Origin of the sequence: Thiorhodovibrio winogradskyi, from assembly GCF_036208045.1 — a bacterium.
Classification (GTDB): domain Bacteria; phylum Pseudomonadota; class Gammaproteobacteria; order Chromatiales; family Chromatiaceae; genus Thiorhodovibrio; species Thiorhodovibrio winogradskyi.
In genome coordinates this window covers 4,478,193-4,491,077 of record NZ_CP121472.1, presented here as the reverse complement: position 1 = coordinate 4,491,077, position 12,885 = coordinate 4,478,193, and the positions used below count along the sequence as shown (strand labels likewise).

10 protein-coding genes are annotated in these 12,885 nt (G+C 61.6%); 5 read left to right on the top strand and 5 right to left on the bottom strand.

Going from position 1 to position 12,885, the window contains the following annotated elements:
• Window positions 1-5: 5 nt before the first annotated feature.
• The 5 genes from Thiowin_RS20660 to Thiowin_RS20640 all read right to left on the bottom strand — a co-directional run bounded on the left by Thiowin_RS20660 (window position 6) and on the right by Thiowin_RS20640 (window position 4,612).
• Window positions 6-1,865: a hypothetical protein gene (locus tag Thiowin_RS20660; RefSeq protein WP_328984854.1), complete on the bottom strand. Its 1,860-nt coding sequence runs from the start codon at window positions 1,863-1,865 to the stop codon at window positions 6-8.
• Between the two features lie 32 nt (window positions 1,866-1,897).
• Window positions 1,898-2,245, bottom strand: a complete 348-nt coding sequence (locus Thiowin_RS20655) for a NifB/NifX family molybdenum-iron cluster-binding protein (RefSeq protein WP_328984853.1) — start codon at window positions 2,243-2,245, stop codon at window positions 1,898-1,900.
• The gene (locus tag Thiowin_RS20650) at window positions 2,245-2,676 is read right to left on the bottom strand and encodes a DUF6858 family protein (RefSeq protein WP_328984852.1); all 432 of its coding nucleotides are present in this window, start codon (window positions 2,674-2,676) and stop codon (window positions 2,245-2,247) included. Before Thiowin_RS20650 ends, Thiowin_RS20655 begins: the two co-directional genes overlap by 1 nt.
• Before the next feature lie 88 nt (window positions 2,677-2,764).
• A complete protein-coding gene (locus Thiowin_RS20645) occupies window positions 2,765-3,787 on the bottom strand; it encodes an SLAC1 anion channel family protein (RefSeq protein WP_328984851.1) in 1,023 nt (340 codons plus the stop codon).
• Window positions 3,788-3,904: 117 nt separating this feature from the next.
• Window positions 3,905-4,612, bottom strand: coding sequence for a Crp/Fnr family transcriptional regulator (locus Thiowin_RS20640; RefSeq protein WP_328984850.1), 708 nt, complete (start codon window positions 4,610-4,612; stop codon window positions 3,905-3,907).
• 256 nt (window positions 4,613-4,868) lie between these two features.
• On the opposite strand from Thiowin_RS20640, the gene Thiowin_RS20635 reads away from it, so the two are divergent.
• From Thiowin_RS20635 to soeA, 5 genes are all read left to right on the top strand, one after another.
• On the top strand, window positions 4,869-6,797 hold the full coding sequence (locus tag Thiowin_RS20635) for an ATP-binding cassette domain-containing protein (protein WP_328984849.1): 1,929 nt from the start codon (window positions 4,869-4,871) through the stop codon (window positions 6,795-6,797).
• 76 nt (window positions 6,798-6,873) lie between these two features.
• Window positions 6,874-7,767 (top strand): ATPase, encoded by an 894-nt coding sequence (locus Thiowin_RS20630; protein WP_328984848.1) that lies wholly within the window; start codon window positions 6,874-6,876, stop codon window positions 7,765-7,767.
• Window positions 7,768-7,778: 11 nt separating this feature from the next.
• Window positions 7,779-8,849: a homoserine O-succinyltransferase MetA gene (gene metA, locus Thiowin_RS20625; protein WP_328984847.1), complete on the top strand. Its 1,071-nt coding sequence runs from the start codon at window positions 7,779-7,781 to the stop codon at window positions 8,847-8,849.
• Window positions 8,850-9,357: 508 nt separating this feature from the next.
• Entirely contained in the window at window positions 9,358-9,612 is a 255-nt protein-coding gene (locus tag Thiowin_RS20620) for a hypothetical protein (RefSeq protein ID WP_328984846.1), read from the top strand.
• 292 nt (window positions 9,613-9,904) lie between these two features.
• Window positions 9,905-12,811, top strand: coding sequence for a sulfite dehydrogenase subunit SoeA (gene soeA, locus Thiowin_RS20615; RefSeq protein WP_328984845.1), 2,907 nt, complete (start codon window positions 9,905-9,907; stop codon window positions 12,809-12,811).
• The last annotated feature ends 74 nt before the right edge of the window (window positions 12,812-12,885 follow it).

Here is a 12,885-nt window from a genome sequence, read left to right as displayed (position 1 = left end):
CCAAGTCAGCATCTAATCGAGTTTGGCTCGGCCGGCCAATGTCGCAGCATCTTGGCGTAAAAGCAGGCTACGTGCTGGATGGTGTCGATGCGGAACCATTGTCTGGTGTATTTAAAGCGGATACCGCCAAGGGCTAGCTTTGGGTTGGGGGCGGCGTAGATGGCGTCCTTGGTGTTGACCAGGTGCATGACCGACCAGGCGGCGAGTTGGATGGCGCTCCAGAGGTCGCTGGCGAGTGTGTCCTCGCCCATTTTGACGGCGAGTTCGTAAGCGCCAAGCAGCCCTTCGCAGCGGGCGCCATCGGCATAGGGATAATCGCCGAATCTGTAGTAAAAGGCGCCGGCGTAGTCGGGGTAGGGCGCATCTTTGACAGTGTAGAGCTGACCTATCATTTTGCGTGCGTCGGCAAAGACAAAGTCGGCATAGGCGGCATTGCGCAGTTGCGGGAAATCCCACAGCTCCATAATGCCCATCATCAGCCAGGAATCAGATGGGACGAGGGTGTATTCCTTGGCGCGCTCGTGCGGGCGGACCATCAGCAGGTAGTGCAAGGCCTTGCGTAGCCCGTTAAAAAACGATTCGCGCTGATCCGGCGCGGCTAGGTGCAGATACTTGGCCAGACCACAGACGGCCTCGCCCGGATAATAGAAGGAAAAGTACTTGTGGTTTTCCTCGGGCGTGATGGGGCGGTCGAGATAGATGTTGTAGTAAATGAACTCGCCAGTCTCAGTGATTTGGTGCAGCAGGTGCCAGGCGAGTTGATGGCACCAGTGTTCATAACGAGTATCGCCGGTGAGCAGTTGGTATTCGCTGGCAAGATAGAGCGCGACGCCGGTACCGCCGAGCTTGGCCTTTTTTTCGCTATAGATAAAAGCGCCGGTTTGGCCTTTGTACTCGGCAAACTTTGTGCTGGCGACCAGGAAGTCGAGCGCGCGCGCAATGTTGGGCAGGGTGTCGCCGGTTTTGTTGTACTTCTCGTGATAAATGCAGGTGAGTCCGCCGCCGGCGTGTCTGAGGATATTGTAGAAAGGGTTTTTATCCGGGTCGCGTTTGGGGTGTTCATGATCGCGGCGGGAATCACGTGCCGCGTCGTAATAATAAAGAAAACGTCCGTCGGGCTGTTGCGTGTGTTTGATGTGATCAATGGCCAGGCTCAGCGCGTGCGCGACCTTGTCTTTGGTGAGGGGGCCGACCAGAGGGTATCCGCGATAGAGTCGCAGCCAGCGCTCGCCCGAGGCCAGATAGCTTTGGGTTTGAAAGCACGCGAACTGGGTGCCGCGCAGATGTTCCTCGCTGTGCGTCAGGCGCAGATAATCGCGTAGTTGGCCCATGCCCATGATGGAGCGAACGTAAGCGTCTCCGGGCAGGAAGATCTGCGCCTTACCCTGACTGTCTTTGAACAGCAAGCCGTCCAGGCCAATCTCGAAATGACGCTCGCCTTGTTGGGCCATGCCGACGCGGTAGATGTCGACAGGGCGCGACGCCGAGGTTGTGAAGTCGATTTGCAGCCGAAAATCCAGGGCCGCCAGCGCCGGGACTCGGGGATGTCGCAGGAGTCGCCCAAAGGCTTCGGCAAAGGACGGTGCCCCGTTTTTGCTGGGACCACGGCTGACAATAATGCGGCTGTGACCGGGCGCGTAGAGCACCAGGGTGAGCCGGCCATGGCCTTTGGGAAAGCTTGAGTTGGCAAAGAGCGCATCCAGCTCATCTGGGGGGGCGACTGCTTTAGGTGCTGGGTCCGGCGAGCCTGTCGTCTGGCGGATGGAACTCATGAGCGCTCGCAGCAGTGCCGCGTCGTCCGCGGTGGGGTCGAATCGCGGCATCCGTTGCTCGGGAGCCAGAAACCGCGAGGCGTTGAGTGTCATCTGTCTCCCGTCAGGCCGATGGCGGGCGCGGCTCAGTGCTCGTGCGGCGCGGCGGGTGGCAGGGTCTTACCAGCGGCTAGCGCATTGAGTGCTTTATCGATCTCGGGCTCGCTGGTCTGTATGACCTCAATCCCCCGGGCGGCCATGCGCTCGATGAAGCGTTCGCCGGCGCCGCCGGTGAGTAGGTGGGTGAGGCCGCGCTCGAACAGCGGGTGATCTGGCCCCTGGGTGTCGTGCAGGCTTTGGCCTTTGGGCAGATCTAGGCGCTCACGCTCGGTGATGCCGCTGTCGGGGCCGATGTCGAACAGCATAAAGCGGCGGCTTTTGCCGGCGTGGCTGGTGATGGTGCGGAAGTTCTGGCTGCTGACGGCGATGCGCATCAGGCGGCCTGCTGGCTGTTGGCGCTGCTGTTGTCGGACTGGGTATGGCGCAGTCCTTCTGCCCAGTCTTCCATGGCGGTGTTGGCGATGGGCATGGGGGTTTCCATGAAGCTGATCATAAAGCCGCGCGAGGTTTCGGCCACGCCGATGGAGCGCGGGCGCACGGCCAGGGCCTCGGGGCAGGGGAGGGCGATGCCAAAGCAAAAGATCACGTTCTTGGCGGCCCTGATGTCGTCATCGACATGGCCTTCCGGCAGGGCGCAAGTGTGGGCGTAGTGATCGAACACAGCGATGAATTGGGCGCAGCGGTGTGCGTCGATGCGCTCGCGCAGGTGGTCGCAGATGGCGTCGACCGAGTCGAAGTCAGTCTCATCGCGGCCGATTTCCATGACGAACAGCGGATATTTCTCGAATAATAGCTGATGTTTCATCGCATGTATGCGTCCTGCTGCCGGCAGAAGGTCGCGGCAGCCCGTGGCTATTTGAGTGGTTGTAAGTTGAAAGCCGTTACAGGGGTGTTCAGACGTGCGGCATGCAGATCTGCTTGGCGCCAATGGCCTGCGCGGTGCGAAATAGCAAAAAAAGCACCACCAGTGTGACAGCCGCGAGCAAAATCCAGCCAATGATGGCAAAGGCCCGCAGTCCGGTGAGTTCGTACATCATTAAGGTGGCAATGGTGATGGCCGCGAGTGGGAAGGAGTAGGCCCACCAGGACAGGTAGAACTGAATGCGCAGGAAGCGCCCGATTTGGGTCGCCAGCAGCAGAGTGAGGAAGAGCCCGCTGTAGTAGAGGATGCGCGCGAAGGCATCCGGGCCGGCCATGTCCGTGACCATTGTTGGGCCCATTGCCATGAGGCCGCTCAGGCGCGCGTAGGCGATGAAGCCGACCGCCGGTGGCGCGATCAGGATGAAGAAGGTCGGCATCAGGCGTTCTGGCAGCGGGTGATGAAAGAGCATGCGGTAGATGATGATGGTCAGCATCACCAGCCAGAACAGCAGGCCGATGCTGAAAAAGAACCAGGACAGCTCGCCATACCCCAGAGGGACGCCAGCGATGGGGACCAGCACATTGCCGACAATGGGAATAAACCAGGCCGGGTTGATGTGATGAATCTCGAAATGGTCGTGGTGCATCCACACGCTCATCACATAAATGGTGAGCAGCAGATGCAGGGCCGTGCCGAGCATCCACAGCACTTCGGCCACCGCGGGAGCCGTGGTCAGCAAGGCGATGCCGAGCAGCAGCAGGCTGATGGAGATGGTCGGGAAAAAATTGAGCTGCACCGGATTGCCGATTTCCTTGATCACGGCCTGGGGGAAGCGCGCCAGCTTGGTCAGATACAGCGCCACTGCCAGGGCGAAGACGCCGATGGCGACCCACAGCAGGCCGCCGGCCATGTCGATGGTGATGCCAAAGGTGCTCTGCGCCTTGTGCCAGGCAATGGAGACGCCGGTCAGGCCCATGACGATGGCGAAGAAGGCGACCGGGAAGTGTTTGAGGCGGGGTTCGGGCGCGGCGGTTGTAGCGGCAGGCGTGGTCATGGAATCATCGACGCTGGATGCGGAGGGAGCTGGGATGCGCGAGCATCAAGGTTGGCGGCAGGGTAATCTCCGAATCCGGTGGTCGCATTGAAAAGGCGCAATACTTCAGGTGGTGATTCAATCCTCGGCAATGCGGCGCAGATTGGCGATGTCGAGCAGGAAGTTGTTGGGACGCGACTCGACGATCAGGCTTTCGCGCTTGAAGCCGGCAATGGTGCGGCTGGCGGTCTCGGTGGTGATGCCGAGCATGGCGCCCATGTCCTCCCGGCTAAAGAGCTGGCACTCGCTCGATTCGCGATCACGCACCAGACGTAGCAGCAGGCGGGCGACGCGCTGCCGCGCGGAGCCGGTGGAGAGTTCTGTCAGCCAGGCGTCGGCTTCATTCAGGGCATGCTGCCAGCGCGCCATGAGTTCACGATGCAGGCTGGGGTTGTCCTGTGCGAGTTGCTGCACCGTGCGGGTCGGGAAGCGGCAGAGTTCGGTCGGCTGCAAGGCGATGGCGTCGTGCTGGTAGCCCTCGCCGAGCAGTGCCTCCAGCCCAAGGACATCGGTGGCGCGCACGATGCGCACAATGCGCTGGCTGCCGTCGGGCAGATACTGGACCAGCTTGAGCGCACCCGAGCGCACGGTGAACATGAATTCGCCCTGGTCATTGGTCTGGTAGAGGGTGGTGCCGGGTTTGAGGCTGGACTGCTCAATCGGCTCGTGAATGGTCTCGAAATCTTTTTCCTGCAGGCCGGCGAAGAGGACCGACTGGCGCAGGGCGCAGTTGCGGCAGTCGGCCTCGCCGGTCCAGGCTTCGTGAAAGGTGATGGGCTTGCTCATGCGGATCACGGCCCCTGTGGTGATAGTGAATGCGGGTGTTTGGATGCTGATGCTGGATCAGGTGCCAGGGCGAGACTGGCAATGCGTCCTGTCATTGCAATTTGGCGATGGCTGTCTGGCCTGCCGGGCGCTTGTGCGGAAGTGTACCGGATTTTCGCCCCCGCTGTAGTCGGGCATGGGCGTCATCCTGCGCTATCATGACGGATTGTCCCGAATGCGCGGAAGCCGCCGCCCAAGACTGCTCTGACCGACGCTTATGCCCATTTTATCCCTGCGTGCCCTGTCCCTGGCCTATGGCGCCGAGCCGTTGCTCGCTGGTGTCGATCTCGATATCGACAAGGCTGAGCGCGTTTGCTTGCTCGGACGCAATGGCGCGGGCAAATCCACCCTCATGCGTATTATCGCCGGCGACATCCAGCCCGATGGCGGCGAGATGCGCCTGGCACCCGGGCAGCGGGTCGCGCGCCTGGCGCAGGAGGCACCGCCCGGCGGGGCTGAAACCGTGCTGGAGTTAGTCGCCGCCGGCTTGGGCGATTTGGGTACTCTGGCCGGGGAATACCATCGCCTCAGCCAGCGGGTTGGCCATGGCGCGAGCAGTGGCGAGATGGAACGCCTGGCGGCCATTCAACAGCGGCTGGAGGCCGAAGGTGGCTGGGAGCTGGAGCAGCGCGCCGAGCGGGTCATCACCCGTCTGGGGCTGGATGCCGAGGCGCGCTACGGCGACCTCTCCGGAGGTTGGCGGCGGCGGGTGCTGCTGGCCCAGGCGCTGGTGCGCGAGCCGGACCTGCTGTTGCTCGACGAGCCCACCAATCATCTGGATATCGAGGCCATCGAATGGCTGGAAGACTTCCTGCTGAGCTATCGCGGCGCGCTTTTGTTCATCACCCATGACCGGCGTTTTCTCAGGCGACTGGCCACGCGCATTCTGGAACTCGACCGTGGTCGACTGACCGATTGGCCGGGCGATTACGCCAACTATCTGCGCCGACGCGAGGAGCGCTGGCACGCCGAGGATCTGGAACGCGCGCGTTTTGATAAAAAGCTTGCCGCCGAGGAAGTCTGGATTCGCCAGGGCGTGCAAGCGCGACGCACCCGTAACGAAGGCCGGGTTCGGGCGCTGGAAGCCCTGCGTCAGGAGCGCCAGCAAAGACGCGAGCGCGGCGGCCAGGCGCGCCTGCGCATCGACAGCGGCGAGCGCAGTGGGCGTCTGGTGGTCGAGACCCAGGATCTATGCTTCGCCTTTGGGGACCGGCCCATCGTCACCGGGCTGGATACCACCATTTTGCGCGGCGACCGCGTTGGTCTGATCGGCCCCAATGGCGTCGGCAAGACCACCTTGCTGAAATTGCTGCTTGGCGAGCTGGAACCCGACAGCGGGACCATTCGTCGCGGCACGCGGCTGCAGGTAGCTTATTTCGACCAACTGCGCGCCCAGCTCGATCCGAATTTAAGCGTCTGCGACAACCTTGCCGGCGGGCGCGAGCGCATCGAGATTGCCGGCGGCAGCCAGCATGTGCTCGGTTACCTCAAGGATTTTTTGTTCGAGCCCGAGCGCGCCCGTCAGCCGGTGTCAGCCTTGTCCGGCGGCGAGCGCAACCGCCTACTGCTGGCCAAGCTCTTTACCTTGCCGGCCAATCTGCTGGTGCTCGACGAGCCAACCAACGATCTGGACGCCGAAACCCTGGAGCTGCTTGAGGAACGTCTGTATGCCTTCGACGGCACCCTGCTGATCGTCAGTCACGACCGCGAGCTGCTCGACAATCTGGTCACCTCCAGCCTGGTGTTCGAGGCCCCAGGGCGGGTGGTCGAGTACGTCGGCGGCTATCAGGACTGGCTGCGCCAACGTCCGGCGCCGCCCGCGGCGGCCACGGGGCAATCGGCGGACAAGCCCGCGGCCGCGTCCAAGGCCCCGGGCAAGGAACCGGCCAAGCGCGCGCCAACCAAACTGGGCTATAAGGATCAGCGTGAACTTGACGCCCTGCCAGCCCAAATCGAGGCACTGGAGCAGGAGCAGCAGGCGCTGGAACAAGCGCTCGCCGATCCGGCGCTCTATCAGCGCGGTGATGCCCAGACCCTCGCCGCCGAAGCCAGCGCGCGCCTGGATGCCGTCGCCCAGGAGCTAACCCGATGCTACGAACGCTGGGCGCTGCTGGAAGAAAAACAGACCGCCCGCAACCCGGACTGACCCCTGACCCCTGACCCCTGACCCCTGACCCCTGACCCCTGACCCCTGACCACTCTCTTCCACCGAGACTCTCGACGTGAAATTTACCCCGGAATCCTTCCGCCAATGGCCCAACCGGCGGGTGACCCTGCTCGGCATGTCCGGCGTTGGCAAGACCTATCTCTCCGCCCTGCTGCGCCGCAATGACTGGTTTCACTACTCGGGCGACTACCGCATCGGCACGCGCTATCTCGACGAGCCCATTCTGGATCTGATCAAAAGCCAGGCCATGCAGGTGCCCTTTTTGCGCGATCTGCTGCGGCGCGACTGGATCGCGATCAAGAACAACATCAAGATCACCGATCTGGGGCCGGTGCTAAGCTTCGTTGGCCAGCTAGGCGATCCAGAAAAAGGCGGCATGGGGCTGAAGGAATTCACCCGTCGTCAGGCGCTTTATCGCGCGGCCGAAATCCAAGCCATGCAGGATGTGCCTAGCTTTATCGACAAGGCGCGGGAAATCTACGGCTATCAGCACTTCGTCAACGATGTCGGCGGCAGCCTGTGTGAACTCGACGAGCCCGAGATCATTGAGTTGCTGGCGCGTCATACGCTGATTCTCTACATTCAGGTGCCACGGGAAGACGAGATCAAGCTGATCGAACGCGCCCAGGCCGATCCCAAGCCGCTGTATTTTCGCCCGGATTTCCTACTCTCGGCGGTCAAGGACTATCTCGCCGAGCATGGCCTCGAGTATGTCGCCGATATCGACCCCAATGACTTCACCCGCTGGGTCTTCCCGCGGCTGTTCCACTCGCGGGTGCCGCGCTACGAGGCCATCGCCCGGCCGCATGGCTATAGCGTGAGTTCCAAGGAGGTCGCTCAGGTGCGCGATGAGCCCGACTTTATCGAGCTGCTCGCCACCGCCATTGCCCGCAAGCCGGTCCAGCCGCCGGTCCAGCCGGATACCGACCCCGAACCACTCGACAACTGAGGTGCCCGCCCATGCCCCTGGTTGCCCACAACGATCTGCCGGCCTTCGAGCGCCTGCGCGAAGAAGGCCAGAACATCCTGCCAGCCGAACATGCTGTCGTGCAGGATATTCGCGAGCTGCACATCGGCCTGCTCAACATGATGCCGGACGCCGCCCTGCGCGCGACCGAACGCCAGTTTCTGCGCCTGATTGGCCAGAGCAATCAGATCGCGCAGTTCTATGTCCACCCCTTCACGCTCGACGGACTCAAGCGCTCCAGCGAGGCGGCGGCCTACATTGAACGCTACTACGAGCCCTTCAGTCAGCTGAAAACAGAGGGCCTTGATGCCCTGATTGTCACCGGCGCCAATGTCACCGGGCCCAACCTGGCCGACGAGCCCTTCTGGGGGCCCCTGATCGAGGTGATGGACTGGGCGGGCGCGCATGTGACCTCCAGCCTCTGCTCCTGCCTGGCGACCCATGCGGTGATGCAATTCCGCCACGGTCAGCGCCGTCAGCGTCTGCCGGAGAAATGCTGGGGTGTCTATGCGCACCGGGTGGTCGAGCGCGCCCACCCGCTGGTCAGCTCGGTCAATACGCTGTTTGACGTGCCGCATTCCCGCTTTAATGAGATCAGCCGCGCGCAGTTCGAGGCCGCCGGCTGCCGGGTGTTGGTCGAAAGTCCGGAGGCCGGCGTGCATCTGGCTGTGAGCGAGGATGGCTTCCGGCTGGTGATGTTCCAGGGCCACCCGGAATACGATCTTATCTCCCTGCTCAAGGAATACAAACGCGAGGTGGGGCGTTACATCAGTGGCGCGCGCAAGGACTATCCGCCTTTCCCCGAGCATTTTTTCAACCTCAAGGCCAAGGCTATCCTGCGCGAGCAGCGCGATCTGGTTGATCGTTATCTGGATCGTGGCCGCTCGCCACCTGAGTTTCCAGAGGCGCGCATCGCGGCCGGACTTGACAACACTTGGCACGACAGCGCCGAGGGCGTGGTCGGCAACTGGATGGGACTGATCTACCGGGTGACACACAACGACAGACGTATCCCGTTCATGGAAGGCGTGGACCCCGGTGATCCGCTCAAGCTGGTCCGCTGATCATCGCCGCGTATGCGGCGGGTCGGAGGCATTGACTGGAGTGGTGGCGCCCGTGCCAGCTGACTGTCGCTTTTTAGCAAAAAGCTGTCACTTTTTTCCCGCGGCTGTCAGTTTTTGTCTGAGCTGGTCATCGGCTAGCGTCCTGACTGAGATTTTCTTCGCAGTTCGATCTTTTTCCCGGTTGTCAAGCTTGCTGATCCGGTCTAAACTGAAGGCATGAGATCGAGATGTTACCTCGATGCAACATTGTCGGTTTCGCCACTTGGGGCTTGCCCGAATCGGGTTTTCCCTAGATCGCCAAATGACTTTGATGGAAACAATCTGACGCTAATGCTGCTTGTGTTCGATTGGGTCTGTGTATTAGGCGCGTCAAACTGCATCATTTAGAGCGCGGGTTTTCGCGACTGACCTCAGGCAGTCCATTCGGGAGCCGTTCGGGAAAAAAGTACAAGGCAATCCTCAAGTGCCCACCAAGCATCACGCCACTGACCGAATTCAAGAGATCAACATGTACGACGAACAAAACGAAGTGATCCGCTACAAGTGGAACCAACCCGCGGGCTCCGGATTCCGCCTGCGTTACGACGCCGTCGATCCCGAGCACTGCTATCACGTCGAGGATTGCGACAATCATGTCGTCATGGACGACTGGGGCTGCTCCGACCTTGACGAGGCGTTGGATGTTCTCAACCAGCATTTCGACATTGATGTGAGCGAAGAGCGCGCTCGCGTTTCAGCCTGGCTGCCGGCTGACATGCGCTAACGCATTCTCACCACACTCCCGCACAAAAAAGGGCCGCAAGGCCCTTTTTTGTGCGCCCCATTTTTTGTGCGCCCATGACACGGTTGTATCGACCATAAGGAGATCGATCAATCGCGGATTCATTGATCTAGTCGCGGCGTCTTTCAGATGCAGACGGCTTGGCTGAATGACCTCGGGCCGAAGCCCCAATCAAAAAACCCTAGGAGATTGCGGTTTGTAACCAGTCGCCTGGGCCGAGTAGAATGTCAGGCTTTGCTAATTTACCCGGCAGCCGCCTTCAGGGGTTCCCTCCATGCACGATCCCGCCTCTCGTTCCGATCAGTCCATCGGCCACCACGAAGTCAAGGAAACCACCTGCTACATGTGTGCCTGCCGTTGTGGTATTCGCGTTCATCTGCGCGATGGCGAGGTGCGCTACATTGAGGGCAATCCGGATCATCCGCTGAACCAAGGCATTCTCTGTGCCAAGGGCTCCTCGGGCATCATGAAGCAGGTCTCCCCGGCGCGTCTGACCAAGCCGCTGCGGCGCAAGGCCAATGCCAAGCGTGGCGAGTCCCAGTTCGAGGAAATCTCCTGGGACCAGGCCATGAGCATGCTGACCGAGCGCCTCGGGCGACTGCGCGCGGAAGACCCCAAGCAGTTCGCGCTTTTCACCGGGCGCGATCAGATGCAGGCGCTCACCGGCATGTTCGCCAAGCAGTTTGGCACGCCGAATTATGCCGCCCACGGCGGCTTCTGCTCGGTCAACATGGCCACCGGCATGATCTACTCCATCGGCGGCTCCTTCTGGGAGTTCGGCGGGCCGGATCTTGATCACGCCAAGCTGTTTGTCATGATCGGCACGGCCGAGGATCATCACTCCAACCCGCTCAAAAAGGAGCTGTCCAAGTTCAAACGCCAGGGCGGGCGCTTTATCGCCATCAACCCGGTGCGCTCCGGCTACGCGGCCATCGCCGACGAGTGGGTGCCAATCAAACCCGGCACCGACGGCGCGCTCTTTCTGGCGCTGATCAACGAGATTCTCAAGACCGGCCTGTTCGACCGGGATTTCCTCATCCAATACACCAACGCCGCCGAGCTGGTGATTGATGATCCCGAGCGTGACGATCACGCCATGTTCTACCGCGATACCTCCATTGATGTCACCCGCGGCTGTACCGATCCGCAGGACAAGTTCTGGTGGGATCGCAACAGCGGCGAGGTGCTCTCTCACACCAAGGGCGCCGACCCGCGCCTGCTCGGTGCCTTCACCATGAAGGACGGCACTCCAGTCAAGACCTCCTTTCAGTTGCTCAAGGAGCGGGTTGAGCCGCACACGGTGGAATGGGCCTCTGGCATTACCGGCATCCCGGCCGAGACCATTCGTCGCCTGTCCCATGAAATGGGCATCATGGCGCGCGACCACAAAATCGAGCTGCCGATCAGCTGGACCGATGCCTGGGACAACGAGCATGCCTCGGTCACCGGCAACCCTGTGGCCTTCCACGCCATGCGCGGCCTGGCGGCGCACTCGAATGGCTTCCAGACCATCCGCGCGCTGAGCATTCTCATGACGGTGCTGGGCACCATCGACCGCCCGGGCGGCTTTCGCCACAAGGCGCCTTTTCCCAAACCGATTCCGCCCTGCCCCAAGCCACCGAACAGCCCGGACGCCGTGCAGCCGAATACCCCGCTCGACGGCCTGCCGCTCGGCTGGCCAGCCAAGCCGGAGGATTTGTTCGTCGATGCCGAGGGCGAGCCGGTGCGACTCGACAAAGCCTTCTCCTGGGAATACCCGCTGGCGGCGCATGGCTTGATGCACAATGTCATCACCAACGCCTGGCGCGGCGACCCCTATCCCATCGACACCCTCTTCCTCTTCATGGCCAACATGGCGTGGAACTCGTCGATGAACACGGTCGAAGCGCGCAAGATGCTGGTCGACCGGCATGAGAACGGCGAGTACAAAATCCCCTTCCTGGTGGTGTGCGACACCTATTCATCCGAGACGGTCGCCTTTGCCGATCTGGTGCTGCCCGATACTACCTATCTGGAGCGCCACGATGTGCTCTCTATGCTCGACCGGCCGATCTCCGAGTTTGACGGCCCGGTCGATGCCGTGCGCCTGCCCGTGCTGCCGCCCAAGGGCGAGTGCCGGCCCTTCCAGGATGTGCTCATTGAACTGGGCGCGCGCCTTGGCTTGCCGGCCTTCACCAACGACGACGGGACGCCCAAGTTCCGCAACTACCCGGATTTCGTGGTCAATTATGAGACCTCGCCGGGTTCCGGCATTGGGTTTCTGGCTGGTTTCCGTGGCAAGTTTGGCGACAAGGCGATGAAAGGCGAGCCCAATCCCAACCAGTGGGAGCAGTATGCCGCCAATCACTGCTTTTTCCACTACGAGTTACCGCGCAGTTACCAGTACATGCGCAACTGGAACAAGGGCTATCTGCACTGGGCGCGTGCTCATGGCATGACCAAGTGGGCCGAGCCGATTCTGATTCATATCCATTCCGAGGTTCTGCAACGTTTCCGCGCCGCGGCTCAGGGGAAATGGCCCGGACGCCGCCCGCCAGAGCGCTATCGCGAGCGCATCGAGACCTTTTTTGACCCCTTGCCCTTCTACTATGAGCCCTTGGAGGCGCAGCGAGTGGATAAAAACCGCTATCCGCTCACGGCCCTGACCCAGCGACCGATGGCCATGTATCACAGTTGGGACAGCCAGAACGCCTGGTTGCGGCAAATTCACAGCCACAATTATCTGTTCGTGAATCCCAAGGTGGCCATTGCCCAGGGCATCAAGGACGGCGACTGGATCTGGGTCGAGTCCCATCTCAACCGCGTCAAGTGCATGTGCCGCTATTCCGAGGCCGTCGAGCCGGGCACCGTCTGGACCTGGAACGCCATCGGCAAGGGTGCCGGGGCCTGGGGGCTGAGCGCCAATGCCGATGAGTCCAAGAAGGGGTTCCTGCTCAATCATGTCATTGGCGAGGAGCTGCCGGTGGTGTCCCAGGATGGCGGTCAGGTGCTGTCAAACTCCGATCCGCTCACCGGGCAAGCGGCCTGGTTCGACACCCGGGTGCGTATCTACCCGGCGGAACCGACCAGCAAAAAGATCACCGAGCCGCAGTTCACGCCGATGAAAGCCCTGCCCGGGCAGTTGACCCGCCCGCGCGGGCGCTGGCAGGCCTATGTGGCTGGCGTCTTCGGCAAGAAATAGCCACACGCGCTCGCGATGCCGATCCATCATGATTTGGCGCCAAGGGGGTGTTGGCCCCCGGGGTGCTTCCGTGT

Bases quoted from the DNA above. Each gene is read 5' to 3' on its own strand.
- Thiowin_RS20660 (WP_328984854.1), bottom strand. From the start codon at position 1,865: ATGACACTCAACGCCTCGCGGTTTCTGGCTCCCGAGCAACGGATGCCG.
- Thiowin_RS20655 (WP_328984853.1), bottom strand. From the start codon at position 2,245: ATGCGCATCGCCGTCAGCAGCCAGAACTTCCGCACCATCACCAGCCAC.
- Thiowin_RS20650 (WP_328984852.1), bottom strand. From the start codon at position 2,676: ATGAAACATCAGCTATTATTCGAGAAATATCCGCTGTTCGTCATGGAA.
- Thiowin_RS20645 (WP_328984851.1), bottom strand. From the start codon at position 3,787: ATGACCACGCCTGCCGCTACAACCGCCGCGCCCGAACCCCGCCTCAAA.
- Thiowin_RS20640 (WP_328984850.1), bottom strand. From the start codon at position 4,612: ATGAGCAAGCCCATCACCTTTCACGAAGCCTGGACCGGCGAGGCCGAC.
- Thiowin_RS20635 (WP_328984849.1), top strand. From the start codon at position 4,869: ATGCCCATTTTATCCCTGCGTGCCCTGTCCCTGGCCTATGGCGCCGAG.
- metA (WP_328984847.1), top strand. From the start codon at position 7,779: ATGCCCCTGGTTGCCCACAACGATCTGCCGGCCTTCGAGCGCCTGCGC.
- Thiowin_RS20620 (WP_328984846.1), top strand. From the start codon at position 9,358: ATGTACGACGAACAAAACGAAGTGATCCGCTACAAGTGGAACCAACCC.
- soeA (WP_328984845.1), top strand. From the start codon at position 9,905: ATGCACGATCCCGCCTCTCGTTCCGATCAGTCCATCGGCCACCACGAA.